This is a genomic window from Bradyrhizobium ingae (assembly GCF_055791185.1).
On record NZ_JBVUBB010000046.1, the window covers coordinates 12,790 to 38,183 of the forward strand.

A 25,394-nucleotide genomic window follows, 5' to 3' on the forward strand; every position below is an offset into this window, starting at 1 on the left:
CCAGCCTTCGAGGCGCGCGCTTACGCGCGCACCTCAGGATGACGTCGGTGGTTGGGTAAGGAGATGTGATCTAATGTCCTCCATCGACGAGACAAAGCAGTTCATTCCGCTCAACATCGCGGTGCTCACCGTCTCCGATACGCGCGCGCTCGCCGACGACAAGTCCGGACAGACTCTCGCCGATCGTATCAGCGCTGCCGGCCATCATCTCGCGGCCCGCGAGATCGTCACCGACGACGTCGAGGCAATCCGCGCCGTCATCCGTCGCTGGATCGCGGACGCCGGCGTCGATGTCGTGATCACCACCGGCGGCACGGGATTTACGGGACGCGACGTCACGCCGGAGGCGATCGAGCCCTTGTTCGAGAAGCGGATGGACGGCTTCTCGATCGCGTTTCACATGATGAGCCACGCCAAGATCGGCACGTCGACGATCCAGAGCCGCGCTACCGCCGGTGTTGCGGGCGCGACCTACATCTTCTGCCTTCCCGGTTCGCCCGGCGCCTGCCGCGACGGCTGGGACGGCATCCTCGCCGCCCAACTCGACTATCGCACGCGCCCCTGCAACTTCGTCGAGATCATGCCGCGGCTCGACGAGCATTTGCGACGGCCCAAGGCGCAAGGCGCGACGGTGTGATAGCGGGCACGTTTCCCTTGTCCCCTTGGGAGAAGGTGGCGCGAAGCGCCGGATGAGGGGTCTCTGTCCGCGAGTCAGTGCAGAGGCTCACGCGTGGAGACGAACCCCTCACCCAAATGAGCCTGCGTCTTTGACTGAGCTGCCCTCTCCCGCAAGGGGGCGAGGGCACATCAACGCGTACCGCGCTTTGCTGAGGCAATGTTGTTGTTAGATCTTCCGCTTCATCGATAGCCACACAGCGCGCCACAGCTCGCGGCATGCATCGCGCCGCAAGCGTCGCGCGCGGCGTTTGTAGAGGTCGACGAGCTCTGCCGTGACGCGGTGCGCAGCTTCGTGCCGCGTGCGCATCAGAGGTCACGCTCCCATGTCTCGCCGATCAAATTCTGGCCGAAGCTGCGATGCGGCTCGCTCGCCACCAGCTTGAAACCGGCATCCTGATAGATATTGCGCGCACCGACCAGAATGCTTTGCGTCCACAGCGTCATCCGCCGATAGCCGCAGGCGCGCGCAAAGGAGACACATTCGGCGACCAGCCGCTGGCCGAGGCCGCGGCCGCGCGCGGCGGGGTCGAGCAGCAGAAGGCGCAGCTTGGCGACGTCGTCGCTGGCCTTCACGAGAAACACCGAGCCGACCGGGCGACCCTCGATGTCCGCGATCCAGCAGCGCTCGCGCGAAGCGTCGTAGGAAGTCATGTATTTCGCGACGATCTCGGCGACCAGCGCCTCGAAGCCCGAGTCGAATCCATATTCGCTCGCATAGAGCGCGCCGTGGCTTTGCACGACCCAGCCCATGTCGCCAGGCCGTGGATCGCGCAGGATCGCGTGGGCGGGCTCGGCGCGCGGCATGTCGAGCAACCGCTCGACAGTCTCCATCGCGCCCGTCAGCCGCGTACGGTCCGCCTCCGCCAGCGGTCGCAGCATCGCGGCGACGTCATCCTGTGAGGAACGTTCGAGTCTGGCAAAGGCCTGCCGGCCCTTCGCCGTCAGGCTCAACTGATATTGCCGCCGGTCGGTTGGAAGCGGCTTGCGCGCGATCAGGCCGGCCTCGTCGAAGTTCTGAACAATGCGGCTGAGATAGCCGGGATCGAGCCCGAGCTCGATGCCGATCTCCTTGGCCGAAAGCGCGTCGCGATGGGCGAGCTCGTAAAGCACGCGCGCTTCGCTGAGGGAGAACGGCGTCTTCAGCAATTGCTGATCAAGCACGCCGAGCTTGCGGGTATAGAACCGGTTGAAGGCACGAACCGCCTCCACCTGATCGTCGGACACGAGGCCACGAAGCGCTCGCAGGCGCGCTTGACGACAAGCGGGACGACGTATTGGGCGACATGTTGGATGACATGGGGAACCTCCAATACTTGCCATTGTCAATTAATTATTTGACTTTGGCAAGTATCTTCCGGGTCACGCCATGCTGACGATCTTGCTGCGCAGGAGTGTCCTTGACGAGCGGCCGAGCCGCCGCAGCAGCCGCGCTTCGGAGCGACGGGCCTGCGGCGGGTAGCCGCCGATCCGGTCGTAATGGTCGCGGGCGATCAGGAGCCCCTGATCGCCGAAGGGCCCCATGAGCTTCCGCGCCACGAAGCGGATGATGTCGCGCAAGCCGGTATCAGAGTAGGGCGAGCGCGCATAGCGAAACACGGCTGCGCGGTCGCGTCCGCTGGCGGAAACGGTCTGGATGAACTGCGTGGTTTCCTCGATCCAGCCGGTCTCGAGCACGGCGCCGGCGTGCAGGAACATCAGCCAGGGCGAACGCGCCTGTAGCGCGCCGGCGGCAAGCGCTGCGCCCTGTGACGAGCCTTCGTAGCCGATGAAGTGGCAACCCGCGACGTCGGCGACGCGCTCGATCACGCCGTTGCGCGTGCCATCGACCAGGAGAACCTCCTTGATCAGGCCTGCGGCGGCGCCGGGGACCAGCGCGGCGAGGGTGGCGACCGCCGGCTGCTCGACGCCTTCGGTCGGTATGATGACGCTCAGCATGATTGAGGCTTCAGATGTCTCAAGCTGTGGGAAAAGCGTAATTGTTATAGCGTATAACCGTGCCGTGATGCCGGATGCAACGATTTGCCGGCGCGTCGGGGCCGCGGTGTCGTGGGATGGTAAACCGTGCAGCCCGCCGCAGCCAAGCATGTCGCGCAAAGGCCGTAGTATTGCGGAAGACTCGCGCCTCGTTCGGTGCGAAATGCGGCGCCGGATTATGTCGGATCACGCTATCATCGCGTAGACGTGAGCGCAGTGAACCTCGCTGTGCGATCTACCATCGCGATTTGGAGCTCTTCGTTGGCCCCAGCACGGCCGTCTATCGCTTCACCGTGACGCCAGGCAGGATATTCGTGTGAACACCGATCAACTGACCGTCGGCACAACTGCAATATCGCCCAAGGCGGATGCCGCACCTGGTTTGCGGATCCGCGCCGTGATGCTGGGCGACCGCATCAATGCGTCAGGGCTGGAGATCGGGACGCTGGTCTCCTCGACGCCGGCCGCATTCCGCGTCCACGCTGGCCTCGCTGTGATCTTCCGTTACGGCGTAGTGGTGCTGATCGGCCTGTTGCCGTCGGAGGAGAAGGTCCTGATCGACGCGTTGAAGCCGCGCGTGATCGGTGAGTTCAGTCCCTACGAGGAAGAGACCGCGCAGGCGCAGCTCTGCAACGACGAGAACGCCGAGGTGATCCAGCCGGGCGGACCGATCTGCCTCAGCAAATTCTCCGACGATCGCCTGCTCCTGATCGCAGATGCGCTTGCCAAGAGCACGGCGCTCGCCCGCGACGAGCGCCGCGTCGCCGCCGTCTTCGATGTCATCGAGCCCTTTGCGCGCGAGCTTGCCCAGCGTGGCCGCACGCCGCGCCGCCGCAAGGGAATCCTGCAATTGATCGGCAATGCGCTGCTGGTTCAGCAGCGCGTCGCGGGCCGTGTTGCGGTTGCCGAAAAGCCCGACGTGCTCTGGGAGAAGCCCGGGCTCGACCGCCTCTATTCGCGGCTCGAGGACGAATACGAATTGAAGGAGCGCCTCGATACGCTCGAGCGCAAGCTCACCGCGGTGTCGGAGACCGCCAATGCGCTGACCGACATCATAGACACGCAGCGGTCGCTGCGGCTCGAGGTGGCCGTGGTCGTGCTGATCGTGATCGAGGTCGTGATCGGCTGCATCCAGATCCTGTCGGGGACCCACTAGACCACGGCACATACTCATATTTCGGTCGTGTCTGCTTGGCCCCACAGCAATGATTTTTGTGCAGACGCAGCAAATGACGCGATGGCCATGAACGGCCATTTGACCGCTGTGGCGCCAGACGATCTCTGGTGCATTTGGCGGTCAGTGAGATACGATATGGTCGATGACTGACGACAAGGTGAAACGGCGGCTGACCACTGTCCTGTGCGCGGATGTGCACGGGTATTCTCGCTTGATGGGAGCAGACGAAGCGGGAACGCTGGAGATGCTGCGCCGCTGCCGCGCTGCCATTGCAGGATTGGTGGAGCGCCACGACGGGCGGATCGTGAATACTTGGGGCGACGCCGTGATCGCCGAATTCGCCAGCGTTGTCGAGGCCGTGCAATGCGCGGTCGAGATTCAGCAGGAAGTTTCCAGTCGGAATTCGGCCCCACCACCTCACGCGCCCCAGATGCGGTTTCGCATCGGCGTCAATCTAGGTGATGTGATGGTGGATGGTTCCGACATCTTTGGCGACGGGGTCAACATCGCGGCGCGGCTGCAAGAACTCGCCGAGCCCGGTGGCGTCATGGTCTCGGCCTCTGTCTACGATCAGGTGCACAACAAACTATCTCTTGGCTTTGACTGTCTCGGCCAGCAACAGATGAAGAACGTGGCTCCCGTAACCACCTATCGGGTGACCGTGGGCGGCGGAGCCGCTGGGCGAGGTAGTGGAAGCCCTGCTCCACAGGTTGCAGCAGCTGCAGGCCTGGAAGCTGGCGCTCAAACGGTTCGCGGCCGATACGAGCCGTCCAACTGGATGGGCTCCATCTCGGATCGATGGGCGATCCTGCCTCGCCCCATTGCAGCAGTTCTCACAATTTCGGGCTTTCTGATTCTGATCAATGTTTTCACCGGTCTGCACAGAATCTGGTTTCATTGGCCAGTCGCAGCACTGCTCTTCATTGGAGCCATGCGAGCGCTCCGGCAGGGACCCGCGTCGGACAGAAATGAAGGGCGCCGAAGGAATCGGGACTGAGCGCCTCGGCCGTTGCGATGCTTCATCGCTTCAGGCCCGCGTCGTTCCACCGGCGCCGTTCGGCCACACCCAGTTGCGGATCTCCGGCATGTCCTCGCCGTGCTCGCGCACGTAAGCCGAATGCTTGAGCAGGGAATCGCGGAATTGCTGCTTCACGTGCGCCGCTTTCGTTGCGAGCCCCGGTACGCGCTCGATCGCCTCGATAGCAAGATGATAGCGGTCGAGCTCGTTGAGCACGACCATGTCGAACGGCGTCGTCGTCGTGCCTTCCTCGGCAAAGCCGCGCACGTGCATGCCGCTGTGGTTGGCGCGGCTGTAGGTGAGGCGATGAATGAGATAGGGGTAGCCGTGATAGGCGAAGATCACGGGCTTGTCGCGCGTGAACAGCGAGTCGAAATCGCGGTCGGAAAGGCCGTGCGGATGCTGCGCCTTCGGTTGCAGCGTCATGAGGTCGACGACATTGACGACCCGGATCTTCAGATCGGGCAGGGCCTTGCGCAGGAGATCGACGGCGGCGAGTGTCTCCACCGTCGGCACGTCGCCGGCGCAGGCCATCACGACGTCGGGCTCGCCGTCGGCAGTTTCCGTGCCGGCCCAGGTCCAGATGCCGATGCCGGCATCGCAATGGGTTGCCGCATCCTGCATGGCGAGCCATTGCGGCGCCGGCTGCTTGCCGGCAACGATGACGTTGATGCGGTCATAGGTTCGCAGGCAGTGATCGGCGACCCACAGCAGCGTGTTGGCGTCGGGCGGAAAATAGACGCGGACGATGTCCGCCTTCTTGTTGCTGACGAGGTCGACGAAGCCGGGGTCCTGATGGCTGAAGCCGTTATGGTCCTGGCGCCAGACATGCGAGGTCAGCAGATAATTCAGCGAGGCGATCGGCCGCCGCCACGTCAGCTCGCGCGAGACCTTCAGCCATTTGGCGTGCTGGTTGAACATGGAGTCGACGATATGGATGAAGGCCTCATAGCAGGAAAAGAAGCCGTGCCGTCCTGTGAGCAGATAGCCCTCCAACCAGCCCTGGCAGAGATGCTCGCTCAAGACTTCCATGACACGGCCATCCTGGGCGAGGTGAACGTCATAGGGTTCGGTCGGCTCCATCCAGACCCGCTCGGTCGCCTCGAACACGGCGTCGAGCCGGTTTGACGCGGTCTCGTCCGGGCCCATGATACGGAAGTTGCGCGCATCCGCATTCAGCCTGACAACGTCGCGCAGGAATTTGCCGAGCTCGCGCGTGGCTTCCGCGACCGTCTGGCCCGGCTCTTTCACCTCGACGGCAAAGCTGCGGAAATCAGGCAGCTTCAACTCGCGCTTCAACAGCCCGCCATTGCCATGCGGATTGGCGCCCATGCGGCGGTCGCCGGTCGGGGCGATCGCCCTTAGCTCGGGAACGAGCGTGCCGTTGCTATCGAACAGCTCCTCGGGCGCGTAGCTCTTCATCCAATCTTCGAGCACTTTGAGATGCGCGGGATTTTCCCTGCAATTGGCGACCGGCACCTGATGGGCGCGCCAGAAACCTTCGACCTTCAGTCCGTCGACCTCCTTGGGACCCGTCCACCCCTTCGGTGAGCGCAGCACGATCATCGGCCAGCGCGGCCGCTCGATCGCGGTCGTTGCTTCGCGTGCATGTTGCTGGATCGAGCGGATGCTCGCCAGCGCCACGTCGAGCGCATCGGCCATGATCCGGTGCATCGTCTTGGGATCATGGCCCTCGACGAACAGCGGCTCGTGGCCCAGCCCACGGAAGAGATCGCGGAGCTCGTTATCGCGCATCCGTCCGAGCACGGTGGGATTGGCGATCTTGTAGCCGTTGAGATGCAGGATCGGCAGCACCGCGCCGTCATGCGCAGGATTCAAGAATTTGTTCGAATGCCAGGACGCCGCGAGCGGCCCGGTCTCAGCCTCGCCGTCGCCGACGACGCAGGCGACGATCAGATCGGGATTGTCGAGCGCGGCGCCATAGGCATGCACCAACGCGTAGCCAAGCTCGCCACCCTCATGGATCGAGCCCGGCGTCTCCGGCGCCGCGTGGCTCGGTATGCCGCCGGGGAAGGAGAACTGCCTGAACAGCTTGCGCAATCCGTCTGTATCGCGCCCGATGTCTGGATAGATCTCGCTGTAGCTGCCTTCGAGATAGGTATTGGCGACCATGCCGGGGCCGCCATGGCCGGGCCCGCAGACATAGAGGACGCTGAGATCGAGCGTGCAGATCGCGCGGTTGAGATGGGCGTAGATGAAATTCAGTCCGGGCGTCGTGCCCCAATGGCCGAGCAGGCGCGGCTTGATGTGCTCGGGCTGCAGCGGCTCGCGCAGCAGCGGATTGTCGAGCAGGTAGATCTGGCCGACGGATAGGTAGTTGGCGGCGCGCCAGTAGCGATCGAGCAGATCGAGGTCGCCTGCGCTGGCGCGCGCTTGTTGTTGGCTCGTCATGATGGGCTGCCCTTGTTGCGGCGACCGTCATCAACCCGGTTCCAGGGTGATCGATCCGTTTCTAGCGGCGGCATCAAACGGCATTGCGACCGGCAACCTTTGCGGGAGGTCAAAATTCCGCGCGCGAAGCTTAGGTCGGCTGCTTTGCATGGGGTTGTTTTGCGGATTTTGTGTTCGCGTTCTTGATTTGTTCCTTTTGCGTGCTATCTTCGCTTCATGAGTCGAGCATCCTCTCATGCCCTCAGGCACCCGCCGGTCACGGCGCCCTCCGAGCCGGCGGGTGCGCCTTCTGCGTTTCCTGAGCTTGCGGTCGCGATCGACCGCGAGCGCAGGCGCGGGAGGGGCGCCCAGTCCAACGCCAGCGGCCGCTATGAGGCCGAGGCCCGTGTCGCTTTTGACGACGGCTGGCAGAGCCTGGAAGAGCTGCCGCCATTCAAGACCACGGTGGCGACCGACACCTCGCGCAAGGTGATCACCCGCAACGACTCCCCCGACATCGGATTTGACCGTTCCATCAATCCCTATCGCGGCTGCGAGCACGGTTGTGTCTATTGCTTCGCGCGGCCGACCCATGCCTATCTCGGCCTCTCGCCCGGGCTCGACTTCGAGTCGAAGCTGTTTGCCAAGCCCGAGGCGCCGGCGCTCCTGGAGAAGGAACTCGCCGCGACCGGCTACGAGCCGCGAATGATTGCGATCGGCACCAACACCGATCCCTATCAGCCGATTGAGCGCGAGCGGAAGATCATGCGCGGCATTCTCGAGGTGCTTGAGCGCACCGGCCATCCCGTCGGCATCGTGACGAAATCGGCGCTGGTGACACGCGACATCGATATCCTGTCACGCATGGCCAAGCGCAATCTTGCCAAGGTCGCGATTTCGGTCACGACGCTCGATCCGAAGCTGGCGCGCACCATGGAGCCGCGTGCCTCGACACCGCCCAAGCGCCTGGAGGCGCTGAAGCAGCTTGGCGAGGCCGGTATCCCGACCACCGTGATGGTCGCTCCGGTGATCCCTGCGCTGAACGATTCCGAGATCGAGCGCATTTTGGACGCGGCCGCGCATGCCGGCGTCAAGGAAGCGTCCTACGTGCTGCTGCGGTTGCCGCTGGAGGTGCGCGATCTCTTCCGCGAATGGCTGATGGCGAACTATCCGGATCGCTATCGCCACGTCTTCACTCTGATCCGCGACATGCGCGGCGGTCGCGACTACGACTCGCAATGGGGCGAGCGGATGAAAGGTACGGGTCCCATGGCCTGGACCATCGGCCGCCGCTTCGAGATCGCCTGCGAGCGACTCGGCCTGAACAAGCGCCGCTCCAAGCTGACCACGGACCATTTCGCCAAGCCGAAGCGCGGCGGCGAGCAGTTGAGCTTGTTCTGAGGAAGATGCGGCCACAAACACGATGTCGTCTTGGCGAAAGCCAGCACCCGTTACCCCAGGGAGATGTTGTGGGCAGAAGGTGGCGACCACTGGCCTGAGCAAGTGCTCCCTGGGGTAATGGATCCTGGATCGGCGCTCGCTCTGCTCGCTTGTCCAGAACAAGGTCGGAGGCTGAATAGCGGGAATATCGGAGGTTCCCGGTTGCGCCGGCCTGAGCCGCGTGCGCACGATCCCGGCCATGATTCGGGACAAGTCCGCCAGCAAGCCGGCCAATAGACCGGCCGAGAACGCCGCGAAGAAAGAGCCCAAAACGGCCGCGAAGGAACCCAAGGGCACCGGCAAGGCAGCCAAGGGTACCGCGAAGGGCGTCATCGCGATCGCGCCGCCGAGTTTTCGCCGCGAGCGCGCGCTGATCAAGCGCGGCATCTGGCCCGTCGCGGGCTGCGACGAGGCGGGGCGGGGGCCGCTGGCCGGGCCCGTGGTCGCGGCTGCCGTGATCCTCGATCCGAACCGGATCCCGCGCGGTATCGACGATTCCAAGCGGCTGACGGCCGAGGAGCGCGAAAAGCTGTTCGACAAGATCTGCGCCACCGCGCAGGTCTCGGTTTGCGTTGCCTCGCCTGGCCGCATCGACCGCGACAACATCCTGCGGGCCTCGCTCTGGGCGCTGAAGCGCGCGGTGGTGGCGCTGCCCGAGGCGCCCCGCCACGTCTTCGTCGATGGCCGCGACAAGCTCGATACGCCTTGCGACTGCGAGGCCGTGATCGGCGGCGATGGCCTGGTGCTCTCGGTCGCGGCGGCCTCGATCGTCGCCAAGGTGACGCGCGACAGGCTGATGTGCGCGCTGGCGGCGGATTGTCCGGGCTATGGTTTCGAGCAGCACAAGGGCTACGCCGTGCCGGAGCATCTCGAGGCTCTGGACCGCCTCGGTCCCTCCATCCACCACCGCAGCTTCTTCGCGCCCGTCGTCGCCGCGCGCGAGAAGCATATGCCGTGGACGGTCGAACCCAAGCGCGATCTGTTCACGGCAGCGGATGAGGTGGAGGTTCACTCGGAGCTCAACGTGGAGATCGACATCTCTGCCGCGCCCTAGCTTGCACGCAAGTTCAGTTGCCACGGCGTGCAGCGGGCCTTATCAAACATGGACGCGCCGGCTTGGACGGGTTGGCTGCATCATTTCGGACGTTGCATGCGGTTTACCTCCCTCGTCATCGAGCTGATCCGAGCCCGGCCGCGGCTGGTGGTGTGGATCGTGGTGTTGCTCCAGGCCGTGATGTGGCTGTTCGTGGCGCTGGCCTTCTACCGTGGCCCGCCTGGCAATCTCGCAACGCTCCTCGCCTTCGGCCGCGAATATCAGGTCGGCACCGGGCTCGGGCCGCCACTCGCCTTCTGGCTCGCCGACATCGCCTACCGCGCCGCCGGCAGCCATATGATCGGCGTCTATGTGCTGGCCGAGCTGTGCGAGATCGCGACCTTCATCGCTCTCTATCATCTGGCGCGCGCCGTGGTCGGCACCCAGCAGGCGGTGCTCGCCGTGCTCTTGACCATGACCGTGCTGGCGTTCTCCTCGTCCGCGCTCGACTTCGGTCCGATGGTGCTGGCGCGACCGCTCTGGGCGCTGCTCCTGCTGCACTCCTGGCAGCTCATCGGCCAACGCCGCGGCAACGCCTGGTTCGCCTGGTCGATCGCTGCCGGGCTGTTGCTGCTGACGACGCCGGCCGCCATCGGCCTGCTGCTGCTGCTCGTCATCTTCGCGGTCGCGACCGAAGGCGGCCGCAGGACACTGAGGGCGCTCGATCCGATCTATGCGCTCGTCGTCGTTGCCGTGCTGGCGCTGCCTTATGCGATCTGGCTGATGCGTGCCGAGACGCTGACCATGCCGGCCTTGCCACAGGTCGAGGATCTCAAAGCACGCGTGATCAACACGGCCTGGCTGTTCGGCGGCCTCGTGCTCGGTGCGGTCGCGATCCCGGTGCTGACCTTCCTCAACACCAGCTGGTTCGCCGGCAAAAGTGAGGATGCGCCGATCATCTACCGGCCGCCGGTCGAGCCGCTGGGGCGCAACTTCGTCTATTTCTTCGCGCTCGCGCCCGGGCTCGGTGCCGTCCTGATCTCCGGCCTGTTCGGGTTCGACAGCGTCGCGGGCGGGGCGGGCATCGTGCTGCTGATGTCGGGCCTTGCCGTGATCGTCGCCGCCGGCGACCTCATCGCGATGCGTCGCGCCCGCGTGCTGCGCACGGTGTGGGCGGCCGCCGTCGCCGCGCCTGCCTTGGGCATCGTGCTTGCGGTTCTCCTGATGCCATGGACCGGGACCGGCGAGATCGCGACCTCGATGCCGGCGCGTGCGATCTCGGACTTTTTCGACGACAGCTTTGCCCGCCGCACCAACCAGCGTCTGCGTGCGGTCGCCGGTGAGACGCAGCTTGCGAGCCTGATCGCGCTGCATTCCGGCCGGCCGCATCTGCTCATCGACGCCGAGCCGGAGCGCACGCCCTGGTTCACGCCGGCCAGGTTCAGCGAGACCGGCGGCGTCGTGGTCTGGCGCGCCTCCGACACCGCCGGTACCCCGCCGCCGGAGATCGCAAAGCGCTTCCCCGGCATCGTGCCCGAAGTCCCGCGTGCGTTCGAATGGCTCGTGAACGGCCGTCAGCCGCTCCTGCGCATCGGCTGGGCCATCGTGCGCCCGAAGGGGACGTGAGATGCTCTCGTCTCTCCGTCGTCATTGCGGGGAGCCACCGGGTCCGGCCTTCGGCCGGCCCGATGACAGGCTCCGCGACGAAGCAATCCAGAATCCCACCGCGGTCACAGTCTGGATTGCTTCGCGGAGCCTGTCATCGGGTCGCGCTTTGCGCGGACCCGGTGGCTGGCAATGACGGGGGAGGGACATGCCGACCCTCACGACGTCGCCATCACCTTCGCGATGGCGCGCAGATCCTGCCAGGCCAGGCGCTTGTAGGACGGCGAGCGCAGCAGATAGGCCGGGTGGAATGTCGGCAGCGCGCGGATGACGCGCGCGCCCGTGTCGTACTCGAACCAGCGACCGCGCGTGCGCATGATGCCTTCGCGTGTTGAGAGCAGCGTCTGCGTCGAGGGATTGCCGAGCGTCACCAGCACGTCGGGATTCACGAGCTCGATCTGGCGCTGGATGAAGGGCAGGCAGGTTTGCGTCTCCTGCGGCGTCGGCGTGCGGTTGCCCGGCGGCCGCCACGGGATGACGTTGGCGATATACGCCTTGCTGCGGTCGAGCCCGATCGCGCCGATCATGCGGTCGAGCAGCTTTCCCGAGCGCCCGACGAAGGGCAGCCCTTCGATGTCCTCGTCGCGGCCCGGCGCCTCGCCGACGAACATGATGCGCGCCTCCGGGTTGCCATCGGCGAACACCAGTCGCGTCGCGGTGTTCTTCAGCGCGCAGCCGTCGAAATTCTGCATCAGCTCGCGCAGCGCCTCCAGCGTCGGTGCGGTCCGCGCCGACTCGCGCGCCGACGCAATCGCAACGTCAGGCGCGGGCGCAGCCTCGCCGCGCATCACCGCCGGCGCTGCAACGGGCCGCGGCGCCTCGGCCGGCGGCGCCACGCGTGCGACCGGAGGCGGTGCCTCCGGCTCGGCGAGGCGATCGATCGGTTCCTCGGCAAGCGCGCAATCGACACCGGCCTCCAGATAGAAGGCGAGCAGCTCGCGGACGGTGGGGGCGGGTTCGCTGATCATGGCAACTTATGACATTTAGGTCAGTTTAGGGGGCCTTGCATCCCAGCGAAACGCATTTCCGAGGTTGTCCTGCCCGGAAAAATCGGAAACAAGAGGGCGCAAACGACCAAGGACCGTCTCAAGGGCTGAGATCAGATGAGCACCGAAGAACTTCCCCCGCGCGAATCCATGGAATTCGACGTCGTTATCGTCGGCGCCGGGCCCTCGGGCCTGTCGGCCGCGATCCGGCTGAAGCAGCTCAACGCCGATCTCAACATCGTCGTCGTGGAGAAGGGGTCGGAAGTCGGCGCGCATATTCTCTCGGGTGCGGTTATCGATCCTGCGGGGCTGGACAAGCTGATTCCCGACTGGCGGAATGATCCCGACTGCTCCCTGAAGACAGAGGTCAAGGACGACCGCTTCTACTGGATGACGGCGGGCGGCGCGATCAAGCTGCCGAACTTCATGATGCCGCCGCTGATGGACAATCATCATTGCTATATCGGCTCGCTCGGCAATGTCTGTCGTTGGCTGGCGCGGAAAGCCGAAGCGCTCGGCGTCGAAATCTATCCGGGCTTTGCAGCTGCCGAAGTGCTCTACGACGAGAACGGTACGGTGAAGGGCATCGCTACCGGAGACATGGGCATCGGCCGGGACGGCAAGCCGAAGGACTCCTTTACCCGCGGCATGGAATTGCTCGGCAAATACACGTTGTTCGCCGAAGGCGCGCGCGGCAGCCTCACCAAGCAGCTTATCGCCAAGTTCGCGCTGGACGCGAAGAGCGAGCCGGCGAAATTCGGTATCGGCCTGAAGGAAGTCTGGCAGATCGATCCCGCGAAACATCAGAAGGGAATGATCCAGCATTCCTTCGGCTGGCCGCTCGACATGAAGACCGGCGGCGGCTCGTTCCTCTATCATTACGACGACAATCTCGTCGCCGTCGGCTTCGTCGTGCATCTCAACTACGACGATCCCTATCTGTCGCCGTTCGACGAATTCCAGCGCTTCAAGACCCATCCGTCGATCCGCGGCACCTTCGAAGGCGGCAAGCGGCTCGCCTATGGCGCGCGCGCCATCACCGAGGGCGGTTATCAATCGGTGCCGAAGCTCAGCTTCCCCGGCGGCGCCCTGATCGGCTGCGCGGCCGGCTTCGTCAACGTGCCGCGCATCAAGGGCGTGCACAACGCGATGGGCTCGGGCATGCTCGCCGCCGAGCATGTCGCAGCCGCGCTCGCCGCGGGCCGCGCCAATGACGAACTCGCCGAATATGAGAACGCCTGGCGCTCGTCCTCGGTCGGCAAGGACCTGTTCCTGGTGCGCAACGTCAAGCCGCTATGGTCGAAGTTCGGCACGGTGCTCGGTGTCGCGCTCGGCGGCTTCGACATGTGGTGCAACACGTTGTTCGGTGTCTCGCTGTTCGGCACGCAGTCGCACGCCAAGCCCGACCGCGCCACGCTCGATCCGGCAAAGCGCCACGCACCGAAAAACTATCCGAAGCCGGACGGCAAGATCTCCTTCGACAAGCTGTCGTCGGTGTTCCTGTCCAACACCAACCATGAAGAGGACCAGCCGGTTCATCTCAGGGTTGCGGATATGAACCTTCAGAAGACTTCGGAGCACGACGTCTTCGCCGGTCCCTCGAACCGTTACTGCCCGGCCGGTGTCTATGAATGGGTGGAGGAGGGCGCGGCTCCGCGCTTCCAGATCAACGCCCAGAACTGCGTCCACTGCAAAACCTGCGACGTGAAGGATCCGAATGGCAACATCACCTGGGTTCCGCCGGAGGGTGGCGGCGGTCCGAACTACGAGGCCATGTAGGATTCGGGCAAACTGCCGCACGATTGCGTGAGGCGCAGTAACCGCGGATCACCGTCCGCGGCCACGATAAGGCCATAGTAAAAGCGTCTTGGGCAGGATCTTGGGGCGGATAGGGCCGGTAAGGGTCGAGTGCCGAATCGGCTTCCGAAAACCCCGCCGAATCCTTGCGATTGGGCCCCAAAAGCGGCATTGTTCCCGGCCATGACGGTTCCGGGTCCCGATGCCACCGGTCGCGTTTGCAAGCGAGACGACCCCGACTTTCCAAACTTAAGGCGAGCCCTGATGTTTTCAAATCGTTTCAACCGCTGGACTGCTGCTGCCATTGCCCTTGCCGGTTCTGCGATCGTGGCGGTCCCCGGCGCGGTCCTCGCGCAGACGCCGGATCATCCGGCCGACACAGCGGTGCAGTTTCCGACCCGGAATGATTTGAAGTCGCTCACCGGCGCCGGCAGCTATCTCGCCGCGCGCCACGCCAGCGTCGAACGCGACGCCTCGTCCGCGGCTGCCTTCTACCGCTCGGCGCTGCGCACCGATCCCAAGAACAACGAGCTGCTCGATCGCGCCTTCATCTCCTCCGTCGCGGATGGTGACATCGACGAAGCCGTCAAGCTTGCCGAGCGCATCCTGACCATCGACAAGTCGAACCGTGTCGCGCGCCTCGTCGTCGGCGTGCACGATTTGAAGATGAAGAAATATGCGACCGCCCAGAGCAACATCAACCAGTCGATCCGCGGACCGATCACCGATCTGGTCGCGACGCTGTTGTCCGGCTGGGCCGCCTATGGTGCGGGCGACTCGAAGGCCGCCGTCGCCAGCATCGACAAGCTGACCGGCCCGGAATGGTATCCGCTGTTCAAGGATCTCCATGCTGGCATGATCCTCGAGCTCGCCGGCAAGGAGAAGGACGCCGGAACCCGCTTCGAGCGCGCCTACAAGCTCGACGATTCCATGCTGCGCATCACCGAAGCCTATGCGCGCTGGCTGTCGCGCAACAAGGATGCGGCCGCCGCGACCACGGTCTACGAGGCCTTCGACAAGAAGCTCGCCCGTCATCCGCTGATCCAGGAAGGCCTGCGCGAGACCCGCGCCGGCAAGAAGCTGCCGCCGCTGATCGATTCCGCGCAAGCAGGCGCCGCCGAGGCGCTCTACGGCATCGGCGCCACGCTGACCCGTCGCGGCGGCGAGGACCTCGCGTTGGTCTATCTCCAACTCGCGCTCTATCTCCAGCCGAGCCATCCGCTCGCGCTGCTTTCGCTCGCCGATCTCTATGAATCGGTGAAGCGGCCGCAGATGGCGATCAAGATCTATGAGCGGGTGCCGGCGAACTCGCCGTTGAAGCGCAATGCGCAGATCCAGCTCGCGGTCGATCTCGACTCCGCCGACAAGACCGACGAGGCGATCAAGATTCTCAAATCCGTTGTCCTGGAAGATCCGAAGGATCTCGAAGCCATCATGGCGCTCGGCAATATCGAGCGCGGCCGCAAGAAGTTCGGCGATTGCGGTGGGACCTATTCGCAGGGCATCGACGTCCTGCCGGCCGGCGCCGACAAGACCAACAGCGTCTGGTACTACTACCGCGGCATCTGCGAGGAGCGCTCCAAGCAGTGGGGCAAGGCGGAAGCCGACATGAAGAAGGCGCTCGAGCTCCAGCCCGACCAGCCGCATGTCCTCAACTATCTCGGCTATTCCTGGATCGACCAGGGCGTCAATCTCGACGACGGCATGAAGATGATCAAGCGCGCCGTCGAGCAGCGGCCCGACGACGGATATATCGTCGACTCGCTCGGCTGGGCCTATTACCGCATCGGCAATTACGAGGAGGCGGTGAAGAACCTCGAGCGTGCGATCGACCTGAAGCCCGAGGATCCGACCATCAACGACCATCTCGGCGACGCCTATTGGCGCATCGGTCGCACGCTGGAGGCCAAATTCCAGTGGTCGCATGCGCGCGATCTGAAGCCCGAGCCGGACGATCTGCCGAAGATCGAGGCCAAGATCGCCAACGGTCTGACCGACGATAATTCGAATTCTTCGGCCGCGCAGGCCGAGAAGAAGAAGGACGACGGCAAGGGCGGCTGATCGGGGCGCGCATGATCCGGAAAAGTATGTAGCGGTTTCCCTCGCGACAAACGCGTAGCGTTGGCGCGGAGATCATGCGCAAGAACAGAGTTGGGGGTTGGTCGCCGATGTCGGCCTTGATTGAAGAAGGACGGGCGAAGGTCAATTTGAGCCTTCGCGTCGTCGGCCGTCGCACCGACGGCTATCATGATCTCGAAAGCGTGGTTGCATTCGCCGATTGCGCCGATCGTCTCACGCTCGAGCCGGGCAGCGAGCTGAAGCTCATCACCACGGGCCCGTTGGCCGCGGCCTGCGGCGAGACATCAGACAATCTGGTGCTCAAGGCGGCGAGGCTTCTCGCTGAGGCCGTGCCGAACCTGAAGCTCGGCGCCTTCACGCTCGACAAGGTGCTTCCCGTTGCAGCCGGTATCGGCGGCGGCTCGGCGGATGCTGCGGCAGCCTTGCGGCTGCTCGCCCGCCTCAACAATCTGTCGCTCGATGATCTCCGCTTGCAGGAGGTCGCGCTTGCGACCGGCGCCGACGTACCGGTTTGCCTGCTCTCCCAGGCCTGCGACATGACCGGCGTTGGCGAGCAGCTCTTGCCGCTGAAGCTGCCGAACATGCCTTCCGTGATGGTCAACCCGCGCGTGCCGGTGGCGACCAAGGACGTGTTCCAGGCGCTCGGCCTGCGCAACGGCGAACTGCTGGTCGGCGCCACCGACGTTCTCGAAGCGCCGAACTGGCCGGAGGAAGGCGCCTCGACCGCAGACTGGGTCGACATCCTCTCGACAGTTCCCAATGATCTCGAAGCCCCCGCAATGCGCATCGAGCCCGTGATCGGTGACGTGCTCGACGCCTTGCGCGCCTGTACCGGCGTCAAGCTCGCCCGCATGTCGGGTTCGGGCGCGACCTGCTTTGCGATATTCGGCGCGACGGCCGAAGCGCATGCCGCCGCCGAGGCGATCCGGAGCGAGCACCCCGGATGGTGGGTGCATGCGGGGACGTTGAGTTAGAATTCGCCGTCATTGCGAGCGCAGCGAAGCAATCCAGAATCTCCGTCGAGACAGTCCGGATTGCTTCGCTGCGCTCGCAATGACGTGGATGGAGATGCGTGCCACGCCCACGGCCTTCGCTGGGTGGCCGACCGTTAACCGCCGCCATCGGTAACTCCGAGAAACCGCCGGATCGCGCCGAGCGCCTCTTGCGGCCGGTCGTGATGCAGCCAGTGTCCGGCACCGCTGATGGTCTCGATGCGCGCGTGTCGGAAATAACGCTCCAGGCCTGTCGCCTTTGATCCGGCGAGAAAGCTTTCGTCGGCATTCAGGAGCAGCGTGGGGCAGGCGATGCGCGCCCAGAGCGCGACGTGATCATCCGGCCATAGCCGCTGCGGCGCGCTGACGCGCTGGTAGGGATCGAACTTCCAGCGATAGGTGCCGTCCTCGTTCTGCCGCACGCCGTGCGTTGCAAGATGCAACGCCAGCTCATGTGACAGCCGTTTGTTGTAGGTCCTCATCTGCGCCGCCGCATCCTCGATCGTGCGGTAGGAGCGCGGTGCGCGGTCGTGCAGCTTGTCGAGCTGGCCGACCCATTTGGTAATGCGCTCATGCGTCGGCGGCTTCGGTGTATCCGGCAGGACCGTCACGCCGTCGAGAACCACCAGCGCGGATACCTGCTCCGGAAACGATCCGGCATAGATCAGGCTCACCATGCCACCCATCGAATGGCCGATGAGGATCACCTGTTGCGCGGCGATGGCGCGGACGAGCTGGGCCAGATCGTACACATACTCGGTCAGCGCGTAGCTGCCGCCCTTGGTCCAGTCGGAATCGCCGTGGCCGCGAAGATCGGGCGCGAGCACGTGAAAATGCGGCTGCAGCGCGCGGGCGATGACGTCCCAGCTCCGGCAATGATCGCGGCCGCCATGAACCAGGATGACGACCGGGGCGTCTTCATTGCCCCAATCTGCGTACTGCAGCTTGAGGCCGTGAGACTCGTAGTAGCAACTTTTCGGAGTGAGCATCGTGGCGCGATCCCTGTTGAATCAGCAGCGCGCACCCTCATCCCAAAGTCGTCCTGGCGAAAGCCAGGACCTATAAGCACAGGGAGAAGTTGCGGCGCGAGATGGCGGCCAAAGCGCGCCCGGACAACACTGACCGGGATAACGGGTCCCGGCTTTCGCCGGGACGACACCGAATGTTCGGCATGCGGTGTCCACCGTTGCGGGGATTCAATGCGACCGTGCCAGGCAGAACGCCACGACCTGCTCCAGCGCGCTCTTCATCGGCGAGGACGGGAACAGCGCCAGCGCGTCCACGGCCATGGCGCCGTAGTGCTGGGCGCGGCTCAACGTGTCCTCAAGCGCGCGATGCTTGTTCATCAGCCCGATGGCGTGATCGAGATCGGTGTCGCCAATCTCGCCGCGCTCCAGTGCCCGCACCCAGAAGGCGCGCTCACTGTCATTGCCGCGGCGGAAGGCGAGCACGACGGGCAGCGTGATCTTGCCTTCGCGGAAGTCGTCGCCGGTGTTCTTGCCGAGCTTGGCGCTTTTGCCGCCATAGTCGAGCACGTCATCGACGAGCTGGAAGGCGATGCCGAGATTCATGCCGACCGAGCGGCAGGCGGTCTGCTCGGCCTTGGGCCGGTTGGCGAGCACGGGCCCGACCTCGCAGGCGGCCGCGAACAATTCTGCGGTCTTGGCGCGGATCACGGCGAGATATTCGTCCTCGGTAGTCGCGGTGTTCTTGGCCGCCGCAAGTTGCATCACCTCGCCCTCGGCGATCGTCGCAGCCGCTGCCGAGAGGATGTCGAGCGCCCGCAACGAGCCGACCTCGACCATCATCCGGAAGGCTTGTCCGAGCAGGAAGTCGCCGACCAGCACGCTGGCCTCGTTACCCCAGAGCATGCGTGCCGACAGCTTGCCACGGCGCATCTCGCTCTCGTCGACGACGTCGTCGTGCAGCAGCGTTGCGGTATGCATGAACTCGACGGAAGCGGCCAGCTTGATATGGCCATCGCCGGTGTAGCCGGCGAGGTTGGCCATGGCGAGGGTGAGCATCGGCCGCAGACGCTTGCCGCCGGAGGAAATCAGGTGGTTGGCGACCTCCGGGATCATGGTGACCTCGGAGCCGGTCCGCGACAGGATGGTCGCATTGACCCGCTCCATGTCGGGGGCGACAAGGCCAACCAGCTCTTCGATCGACGCGCCGGGAGTTTCGAAAGGTACGATTACGGCCACGCCGGTCTCCAATATTTGCCCGGGAAGGGCTATTCTGATGAGAAGACAATAGAAACTGCGGGCGGACGCGGCAAGTGCCGCGGAACCATTGACATTTCCGTCCACCCCGCGTCAGGCAGGAGGCCCGTTTTGCGCGAACTGGTTCGGACCAACGACATGGTGCTGGTGTCGGCGATCGGCGCACTGCTCGACGGCGCCAATATCCACCATCTGGTGCTGGACCAGAACATGAGCATCATCGAGGGCTCGCTCGGTATCCTGCCGCGGCGGATCCTGGTCCATGAGGACGATGCCAGCGAGGCGCGACAGCTCCTGACCGAGGCCGGCCTCAGCCACGAATTGCGCGGCGATGACTGAACTTGCCCAAAGCGTCACCGAGGATGGCCTCACGGAGGATGCGTTCCTCGGCGGACAATTGCGGCTGATGCAGAAGCGGACCGGCCACCGCGCCGGTCACGATGCGATCCTGCTGGCCGCGGCAACTTCGGCCAAGGCAGGCGATCGCGTCGTCGATTTCGGCGCTGGTGTCGGCGCGGCGGGGCTGGCGCTGGCGCGTCGTATCCCCGGGATCAGCCTGATGCTGGTCGAGATCGATCCGGAACTCGCTGGCCTCGCGCGCGCCAACGCGGCCGCAAATGCGATTGATGCCGAGGTTGTCGTCCTCGACGTCACCGCCGGTGCGGAGAGGTTTGCGGCAGGCGGGCTTTCGCCTGACAGTGTCGACGTCGTCCTGATGAATCCGCCTTTCAACGATGCCGTGCGCCATCGCGGCTCTCCGGACCAAGCGCGTCATGTCGCGCATGTCGCGACGGAGAAGACCCTGCATGCCTGGGTGCACGCAGCGCGGCGTATTCTCAAATCCGGTGGCGTGTTGACCTTGATCTGGCGCGCAGATGGGATAGCAGACGTACTGACAGCGCTGTCACGCGGCTTCGGGAGCCTCTCGGTATTGCCGGTTCATGGCGATACGGGAAAGCCTGCGATCCGCGTGCTGGTCCGTGCGATCAAGGGTGGCAGGGCGCCGACGCGCATCCTGCCGAGCCTGATGCTCAACGAAAAGTCAGGCGTGCCTAAAAAAGAGTTACAGGACGTGCTTTCGGGGAGGGCGGTGCTGCCGCTGGCGACAGCTTGAAGATCTATTGGGGAAGCGAATTCGACTGCTGTTCCTGCGCTGTGGTGAAGCGAATCGCCGCAAAAAGCGCACCCATCAGCATCATCAGCAGATAAATCTTCATGGTGTTCTCCGCTGCCTCATTGCAGCCTCCCAACGGAGACTTTGCAAAACACGTTCCAGGTACTTCCAATGACAGTCGCGTGATAAGAAATGGTTAAGACGAGGTAACGGCATGGCCGAACATTCGAATGATCCCAACACGTCCGGCCTGATCGACAAATGCATGGAATATCTTCCGGCGCGCTTTCGCCCCGGGGCTGCGGTCGTGCCGGTGGTGCGGCTCTCCGGCGTGATCGGCGCGGTGACGCCGCTGCGTCCGGGCATGACGCTCGCGGGCATCGCGCGGCTGCTGGAGCGCGCCTTCTCCTTCCGGAATGCCAAGGCGGTGGCGCTCGTCATCAACTCGCCCGGCGGCTCACCGGTGCAGTCGCGCCAGATCTACCTGCGCATCAAGCAGCTTGCGGCCGAGAAGAAGCTCAAGGTCCTGGTGTTCGTCGAGGACGTCGCCGCCTCCGGCGGCTACATGATCGCCTGCGCGGGCGATGAGATCTTCTGCGATCCCTCCTCGATCCTCGGCTCGATCGGCGTGGTCGGCGGCAGCTTCGGCTTCCAGGAGGCGATCAAGCGGCTCGGCATCGAGCGGCGGCTCTATACCGCCGGCGAGCACAAGGCGATGCTCGATCCGTTCCTGCCCGAAAACCCGGACGACGTGGCGCGGCTGAAGAAGCTTCAGCGCGAGATCCATGCAATCTTCATCGCGCTGGTGAAGGAGAGCCGCGGCGCGCGCCTGAAGGGCGGTGAGGACACGCTGTTCACCGGCGAATATTGGGCGGGCGATACCGCGATCTCGCTGGGGCTTGCCGACGGGATCGGCGATCTCCGCTCAACTCTTCGTGCCCGCTTTGGCGAGAAGGTTCTCACCCCCGTGATCGCGCAGCCGACCGGGCTGCTGTCGGGCCTGTTTGGCCGCAAATCACCCGGCGCAGGCCAGCTTTCGGCCCTGGACGGGATGGCCGGGCTGCCGGATGAGCTGATCTCGGCGCTGGAAACACGGGCGATTTGGGCGAAATTCGGGTTCTAGCAGCCGCCTGTCCGCGCCATTTGGTCCGAACCAAGCCAATTGCGGCGCGAGCCCGTCTGCGCGAGAATGCGCTTGGGGGCTGAGCATTGAACAAGGATCGACCGATGCCGCCGTTCGTCGCATTCGCGGGCGTCCTGGGCGGACTTGCCGTGGTCCGCTGGGCCTACAAGACCGCTGTCCGGATCAATCAGGAGCTGGAGGAGATGCGCCTGTCGCGCGTCGCCGAAACCGCCCGCGCGGGAGAAATCCAGACGCTGAAGCGCGACCCCGTCACCGGGGCGTACCGGCCGGGTTAGCCGATAGGAAGTTCACTCTAGCCGCCGTGAAGGTGCGCTCCCTCTCCCGCTTGCGGGGGAGGGCGGGGAGGGGGTTGTCTCCGCATTGGGAAAGCCCCGTATGGAGAGAACCCTCACCCGGCGCTTCGCGCCGACCTCTCCCGCAAGCGGGAGAGGTAAGAAGGCCCCCCTCTGCCTTGATTCCCGTCCCCTCCGTCGATACGGTCCCGCGCGATTCAAACCCCCCGCGAAAGCCTGACCTGACGATGGACGCCTCATTGCCCGCCCATATGCGCCCGGACCGCTCGTTCCAGGGCCTGATCCTGGCGCTGCAACGCTATTGGGCGGATTACGGCTGCGTGATCCTCCAGCCCTACGACATGGAGGTCGGCGCCGGCACCTTTCACCCCGCGACCACCTTGCGCGCGCTCGGCCCGAAGCCGTGGAATGCCGCCTATGTGCAGCCCTCGCGCCGCCCCAAGGACGGCCGCTACGGCGAGAACCCCAACCGGCTCCAGCACTATTACCAGTTCCAGGTGATCCTCAAGCCGTCGCCGCCGGACCTTCAGGAGCTGTACCTGAAGTCGCTCGCCGCGATCGGCATCGACTCCGCCGTGCACGACATCCGCTTCGTCGAGGACGACTGGGAGAGCCCGACGCTGGGCGCGTGGGGCCTGGGGTGGGAATGCTGGTGCGACGGCATGGAAGTGTCGCAGTTCACCTACTTTCAGCAGGTCGCCGGCGTCGAATGCGCGCCGGTCGCGGGCGAACTCACCTACGGGCTCGAGCGGCTTGCCTGCTATTTGCAGGGCGTCGACCGCATCATGGACCTCAACTTCAACGGCCGCGAAGGCGACCAGAAGGTCACCTACAAGGACGTCTTCTTTCAGGCCGAGCAGGAATATTCGCGGCACAATTTCGAATATGCCGACACCGCGATGCTGTTCGAGCAGTTCAAGATGGCGGAAGAAGCCTGCAAGAAATATCTCGCCGCCGGCTGGCGCGAAGCCAGCAACCGCAGGGAGCACCTGATGGCGCTGCCCGCCTATGACCAGTGCATCAAGGCGAGCCACGTCTTCAATCTGCTCGATGCGCGCGGCGTCATCTCCGTGACCGAGCGGCAGAGCTACATCTTCCGGGTGCGCGAGCTTGCCAAGGCCTGCGGCGAGGCCTGGGTGCACACCGAAGCGGGCGGAGTGGCCTGATGCCCGATCTTCTCTTGGAATTGTTCTCGGAAGAGATTCCCGCGCGCATGCAGGCCAAGGCGGCCGACGATCTGCGGCGCATGGTCACCGACAAGCTCGTCGCCGAAGGCCTCGTCTATGAAGGCGCGAAGGCGTTTGCGACGCCGCGCCGCCTTGCGCTCACCGTGCACGGTATCCCCGTGCGTCAGCCCGATCTCAAGGAAGAACGCCGTGGCCCGCGCGTCGGCGGACCTGAGCCCGCGATCCAGGGATTCTTGAAAGCCACGGGTCTGTCGTCGCTCAGCGAGGCAAAAATCCAGAGCGACAAGAAAGGCGACTTCTACATCGCGCTGATCGAGAAACCGGGCCGCGCGGCGATCGACGTGATCGCCGAGATCCTGCCCGTGATCATCCGCACCTTCCCCTGGCCGAAATCGATGCGCTGGGGCGCGCGCTCGGCCAAGTCGGGCTCGCTCAACTGGGTGCGTCCGCTGCACGCGATCACCGCGACCTTCGGCCTCGAGACCGAAGAGCCTGACGTGGTGAAGTTCTCCGTCGACGGCATCGAGACCGGCCAGACCACCTACGGCCATCGTTTCCTGGCACCAGCCGCGATCAACGTGCGCCGCTTCGAGGACTACGAGGCGAAACTGCTCGACGCCAAGGTCGTGCTCGATCCGGAGCGCCGCAAGGATGCGATCCTGACCGACGCCAAGCAGCTCGCCTTTGCGCAAGGCTTTGAGCTGGTCGAGGACCAGAACCTGCTCGACGAGGTCGCGGGCCTCGTTGAATGGCCGGTCGTGCTGATGGGCTCGTTCGATCAGGAGTTCTTGTCGATCCCGGCTGAAGTGATCCGCGCCACCATCCGCAACAACCAGAAGTGCTTCGTGGTGAGCGATCCCAAAACGGGCAAGCTTGCCAACAAGTTCATCCTGATTGCGAATATCGAGGCGACCGACGGCGGCAAGGCGATCGTCTCCGGCAACGAGCGCGTGATCCGCGCGCGGCTGAGCGATGCGAAGTTCTTCTACGAGACCGACCTGAAGGCGAAGCTCGAGGACCGGCTGCCGAAGTTCGAGCAGATCGTGTTCCACGAGAAGCTGGGCACACAGGCCGAGCGCATCAAGCGCATCGAGCGCCTGGCGGCCGAGATCGCGCCGCTGGTCGGCGCCGATGTCGCCAAGGCAACGCGCGCGGCGCGTCTGGCGAAGGCGGATTTGCTGACTGAGGTCGTCGGCGAATTTCCGGAAGTGCAGGGCTTGATGGGCAAGTACTACGCGTTGGCCCAGGGCGAGGACGCGTCCGTCGCCGCCGCATGCGAGGAGCATTACAAGCCGCAAGGGCCGGCCGATCGCGTGCCGACCGATCCGGTCAGCGTCGCAGTTGCGCTGGCGGATAAGTTCGATACGCTCGCCGGCTTCTGGGCGATCGACGAAAAGCCAACGGGAAGCAAGGATCCGTATGCGCTGCGCCGTGCGGCGTTGGGTGTCATTCGGCTGATTGCCGAGAACGCGCTTCGCCTGTCGCTCCTGAAGGTGGCTGCGTCAGCGCTCGGCGGTTTGTCGGTCAAGCCCGCAGATGCGCAGAAGATCCCGAACGATCTCCTCGCCTTCTTCGCAGATCGCCTGAAAGTCCAGCTCCGTGAGCAGGGCGCGCGTCACGATCTCGTCGACGCGGTGTTTGCGCTCGGCGGCCAGGATGATCTCCTGATGATCGTTCGCCGCGTCGAGGCGCTCGGCAAGTTCCTTGACAGTGACGACGGCAAGAACCTGCTCGCCGGCACGAAGCGCGCCAGCAACATCCTCTCGATCGAGGAGAAGAAGGACAAGCGCACGTTCGACGGCGTACCTGATGCGGCGCTCTACAGCCTCACGGAGGAGAAAGCGCTGGCGAAAGCGATCGGCGAGGTGAAGGCGGAAGCAGGCGCAGCCGTTGCAAAGGAAGATTTCGCCCGGGCGATGAGCGCGATGGCCAAGCTGCGTCCGCCGGTCGATGCCTTCTTCGACAAGGTCCGCGTCAACGACGAGGACCCGAAGGTGCGCGAGAACCGGCTGAAGCTGCTGAACGAAATCCGCAGCGCCACGCGCGCGGTGGCGGACTTCTCCAAGATCCAGGATTGACGATCTCGTGCCCCGGATGCTGCGCAGCGCGCCGCCGCTTGCGGCGTGGTGCGCTGCTGATCCGGGGCCCATGCCGCGTGCACTCTGCTTCTGCTTCTGGGTCCCGGGTCAGCGCTTCGCTTGCCC

21 protein-coding genes are annotated in these 25,394 nt (G+C 64.6%); 15 read left to right on the plus strand and 6 right to left on the minus strand.

Annotated elements, in window-relative coordinates:
* Window positions 1-73 precede the first annotated feature (73 nt).
* The gene (moaB, locus tag ACV1FX_RS37065; protein WP_449380421.1) at window positions 74-637 is read left to right on the plus strand and encodes a molybdenum cofactor biosynthesis protein B; all 564 of its coding nucleotides are present in this window, start codon (window positions 74-76) and stop codon (window positions 635-637) included.
* Window positions 638-984: 347 nt separating this feature from the next.
* Here moaB and ACV1FX_RS37070 read toward each other — a convergent pair whose 3' ends face one another.
* Together ACV1FX_RS37070 and ACV1FX_RS37075 are read right to left on the minus strand one after the other, a co-directional pair.
* Window positions 985-1,902, minus strand: coding sequence for a bifunctional helix-turn-helix transcriptional regulator/GNAT family N-acetyltransferase (locus tag ACV1FX_RS37070; protein ID WP_473122463.1), 918 nt, complete (start codon window positions 1,900-1,902; stop codon window positions 985-987).
* 135 nt (window positions 1,903-2,037) lie between these two features.
* The gene (locus ACV1FX_RS37075; RefSeq protein WP_473122464.1) at window positions 2,038-2,613 is read right to left on the minus strand and encodes a glycosyltransferase family protein; all 576 of its coding nucleotides are present in this window, start codon (window positions 2,611-2,613) and stop codon (window positions 2,038-2,040) included.
* 355 nt (window positions 2,614-2,968) lie between these two features.
* Between ACV1FX_RS37075 and ACV1FX_RS37080 the strand changes: the two genes are divergently transcribed.
* Together ACV1FX_RS37080 and ACV1FX_RS37085 are read left to right on the plus strand one after the other, a co-directional pair.
* Window positions 2,969-3,808 carry an RMD1 family protein gene (locus tag ACV1FX_RS37080; RefSeq protein ID WP_473122465.1) on the plus strand — a complete coding sequence of 280 codons (840 nt, stop codon included), beginning with the start codon at window positions 2,969-2,971 and terminating at the stop codon, window positions 3,806-3,808.
* 163 nt (window positions 3,809-3,971) lie between these two features.
* Window positions 3,972-4,826, plus strand: a complete 855-nt coding sequence (locus ACV1FX_RS37085) for an adenylate/guanylate cyclase domain-containing protein (protein WP_473122466.1) — start codon at window positions 3,972-3,974, stop codon at window positions 4,824-4,826.
* Window positions 4,827-4,856: 30 nt separating this feature from the next.
* Here the strand turns inward: ACV1FX_RS37085 and ACV1FX_RS37090 are convergent, their stop codons facing one another.
* Window positions 4,857-7,259: a phosphoketolase family protein gene (locus ACV1FX_RS37090; RefSeq protein ID WP_473122467.1), complete on the minus strand. Its 2,403-nt coding sequence runs from the start codon at window positions 7,257-7,259 to the stop codon at window positions 4,857-4,859.
* A gap of 216 nt (window positions 7,260-7,475) precedes the next feature.
* Here ACV1FX_RS37090 and ACV1FX_RS37095 point away from each other — a divergent pair, with 216 nt between their 5' ends.
* The 3 genes from ACV1FX_RS37095 to ACV1FX_RS37105 all read left to right on the plus strand — a co-directional run bounded on the left by ACV1FX_RS37095 (window position 7,476) and on the right by ACV1FX_RS37105 (window position 11,337).
* Entirely contained in the window at window positions 7,476-8,639 is a 1,164-nt protein-coding gene (locus ACV1FX_RS37095; RefSeq protein ID WP_473122468.1) for a PA0069 family radical SAM protein, read from the plus strand.
* A 238-nt stretch (window positions 8,640-8,877) separates the two neighbouring features.
* Window positions 8,878-9,732, plus strand: coding sequence for a ribonuclease HII (locus ACV1FX_RS37100; protein ID WP_473122469.1), 855 nt, complete (start codon window positions 8,878-8,880; stop codon window positions 9,730-9,732).
* 96 nt (window positions 9,733-9,828) lie between these two features.
* Window positions 9,829-11,337 (plus strand): glycosyltransferase family 39 protein, encoded by a 1,509-nt coding sequence (locus ACV1FX_RS37105; RefSeq protein ID WP_473122470.1) that lies wholly within the window; start codon window positions 9,829-9,831, stop codon window positions 11,335-11,337.
* Between the two features lie 197 nt (window positions 11,338-11,534).
* Here ACV1FX_RS37105 and ACV1FX_RS37110 read toward each other — a convergent pair whose 3' ends face one another.
* Window positions 11,535-12,344: a uracil-DNA glycosylase gene (locus tag ACV1FX_RS37110; protein ID WP_473122471.1), complete on the minus strand. Its 810-nt coding sequence runs from the start codon at window positions 12,342-12,344 to the stop codon at window positions 11,535-11,537.
* Between the two features lie 135 nt (window positions 12,345-12,479).
* Here ACV1FX_RS37110 and ACV1FX_RS37115 point away from each other — a divergent pair, with 135 nt between their 5' ends.
* From ACV1FX_RS37115 to ACV1FX_RS37125, 3 genes are all read left to right on the plus strand, one after another.
* The gene (locus tag ACV1FX_RS37115) at window positions 12,480-14,141 is read left to right on the plus strand and encodes an electron transfer flavoprotein-ubiquinone oxidoreductase (protein WP_473122472.1); all 1,662 of its coding nucleotides are present in this window, start codon (window positions 12,480-12,482) and stop codon (window positions 14,139-14,141) included.
* 282 nt (window positions 14,142-14,423) lie between these two features.
* A complete protein-coding gene (locus ACV1FX_RS37120; RefSeq protein WP_473122473.1) occupies window positions 14,424-16,220 on the plus strand; it encodes a tetratricopeptide repeat protein in 1,797 nt (598 codons plus the stop codon).
* Between the two features lie 107 nt (window positions 16,221-16,327).
* The gene (locus ACV1FX_RS37125; protein WP_473122474.1) at window positions 16,328-17,212 is read left to right on the plus strand and encodes a 4-(cytidine 5'-diphospho)-2-C-methyl-D-erythritol kinase; all 885 of its coding nucleotides are present in this window, start codon (window positions 16,328-16,330) and stop codon (window positions 17,210-17,212) included.
* 134 nt (window positions 17,213-17,346) lie between these two features.
* Here ACV1FX_RS37125 and ACV1FX_RS37130 read toward each other — a convergent pair whose 3' ends face one another.
* Window positions 17,347-18,219, minus strand: a complete 873-nt coding sequence (locus tag ACV1FX_RS37130) for an alpha/beta fold hydrolase (RefSeq protein ID WP_473122475.1) — start codon at window positions 18,217-18,219, stop codon at window positions 17,347-17,349.
* 207 nt (window positions 18,220-18,426) lie between these two features.
* Window positions 18,427-19,434, minus strand: coding sequence for a polyprenyl synthetase family protein (locus ACV1FX_RS37135; protein ID WP_473122476.1), 1,008 nt, complete (start codon window positions 19,432-19,434; stop codon window positions 18,427-18,429).
* A gap of 129 nt (window positions 19,435-19,563) precedes the next feature.
* Between ACV1FX_RS37135 and ACV1FX_RS37140 the strand changes: the two genes are divergently transcribed.
* From ACV1FX_RS37140 to glyS, 6 genes are all read left to right on the plus strand, one after another.
* Complete coding sequence (locus ACV1FX_RS37140) at window positions 19,564-19,791, plus strand: putative signal transducing protein (RefSeq protein WP_027524291.1); 228 nt, start codon at window positions 19,564-19,566, stop codon at window positions 19,789-19,791.
* A complete protein-coding gene (locus tag ACV1FX_RS37145; RefSeq protein ID WP_473122477.1) occupies window positions 19,784-20,566 on the plus strand; it encodes a tRNA1(Val) (adenine(37)-N6)-methyltransferase in 783 nt (260 codons plus the stop codon). Before ACV1FX_RS37140 ends, ACV1FX_RS37145 begins: the two co-directional genes overlap by 8 nt.
* A gap of 214 nt (window positions 20,567-20,780) precedes the next feature.
* Complete coding sequence (locus ACV1FX_RS37150) at window positions 20,781-21,689, plus strand: S49 family peptidase (RefSeq protein WP_473122478.1); 909 nt, start codon at window positions 20,781-20,783, stop codon at window positions 21,687-21,689.
* Between the two features lie 104 nt (window positions 21,690-21,793).
* A complete protein-coding gene (locus ACV1FX_RS37155) occupies window positions 21,794-21,985 on the plus strand; it encodes a hypothetical protein (protein ID WP_473122496.1) in 192 nt (63 codons plus the stop codon).
* A gap of 245 nt (window positions 21,986-22,230) precedes the next feature.
* Window positions 22,231-23,169, plus strand: a complete 939-nt coding sequence (locus ACV1FX_RS37160) for a glycine--tRNA ligase subunit alpha (protein WP_473122479.1) — start codon at window positions 22,231-22,233, stop codon at window positions 23,167-23,169.
* The gene (glyS, locus tag ACV1FX_RS37165) at window positions 23,169-25,268 is read left to right on the plus strand and encodes a glycine--tRNA ligase subunit beta (protein WP_473122480.1); all 2,100 of its coding nucleotides are present in this window, start codon (window positions 23,169-23,171) and stop codon (window positions 25,266-25,268) included. The genes ACV1FX_RS37160 and glyS overlap by 1 nt, the downstream gene beginning before the upstream one ends.
* The last annotated feature ends 126 nt before the right edge of the window (window positions 25,269-25,394 follow it).

Coding starts and splice junctions, on each gene's coding strand:
- ACV1FX_RS37100 (WP_473122469.1), top strand. CDS start 8,878: ATGATTCGGGACAAGTCCGCCAGCAAGCCGGCCAATAGACCGGCCGAG.
- glyS (WP_473122480.1), top strand. CDS start 23,169: ATGCCCGATCTTCTCTTGGAATTGTTCTCGGAAGAGATTCCCGCGCGC.
- ACV1FX_RS37095 (WP_473122468.1), top strand. CDS start 7,476: ATGAGTCGAGCATCCTCTCATGCCCTCAGGCACCCGCCGGTCACGGCG.
- ACV1FX_RS37115 (WP_473122472.1), top strand. CDS start 12,480: ATGAGCACCGAAGAACTTCCCCCGCGCGAATCCATGGAATTCGACGTC.
- ACV1FX_RS37125 (WP_473122474.1), top strand. CDS start 16,328: ATGTCGGCCTTGATTGAAGAAGGACGGGCGAAGGTCAATTTGAGCCTT.
- ACV1FX_RS37145 (WP_473122477.1), top strand. CDS start 19,784: ATGACTGAACTTGCCCAAAGCGTCACCGAGGATGGCCTCACGGAGGAT.
- ACV1FX_RS37075 (WP_473122464.1), bottom strand. CDS start 2,613: ATGCTGAGCGTCATCATACCGACCGAAGGCGTCGAGCAGCCGGCGGTC.
- ACV1FX_RS37120 (WP_473122473.1), top strand. CDS start 14,424: ATGTTTTCAAATCGTTTCAACCGCTGGACTGCTGCTGCCATTGCCCTT.
- moaB (WP_449380421.1), top strand. CDS start 74: ATGTCCTCCATCGACGAGACAAAGCAGTTCATTCCGCTCAACATCGCG.
- ACV1FX_RS37150 (WP_473122478.1), top strand. CDS start 20,781: ATGGCCGAACATTCGAATGATCCCAACACGTCCGGCCTGATCGACAAA.
- ACV1FX_RS37130 (WP_473122475.1), bottom strand. CDS start 18,219: ATGCTCACTCCGAAAAGTTGCTACTACGAGTCTCACGGCCTCAAGCTG.
- ACV1FX_RS37160 (WP_473122479.1), top strand. CDS start 22,231: ATGGACGCCTCATTGCCCGCCCATATGCGCCCGGACCGCTCGTTCCAG.
- ACV1FX_RS37105 (WP_473122470.1), top strand. CDS start 9,829: ATGCGGTTTACCTCCCTCGTCATCGAGCTGATCCGAGCCCGGCCGCGG.
- ACV1FX_RS37110 (WP_473122471.1), bottom strand. CDS start 12,344: ATGATCAGCGAACCCGCCCCCACCGTCCGCGAGCTGCTCGCCTTCTAT.
- ACV1FX_RS37155 (WP_473122496.1), top strand. CDS start 21,794: ATGCCGCCGTTCGTCGCATTCGCGGGCGTCCTGGGCGGACTTGCCGTG.
- ACV1FX_RS37085 (WP_473122466.1), top strand. CDS start 3,972: ATGACTGACGACAAGGTGAAACGGCGGCTGACCACTGTCCTGTGCGCG.
- ACV1FX_RS37090 (WP_473122467.1), bottom strand. CDS start 7,259: ATGACGAGCCAACAACAAGCGCGCGCCAGCGCAGGCGACCTCGATCTG.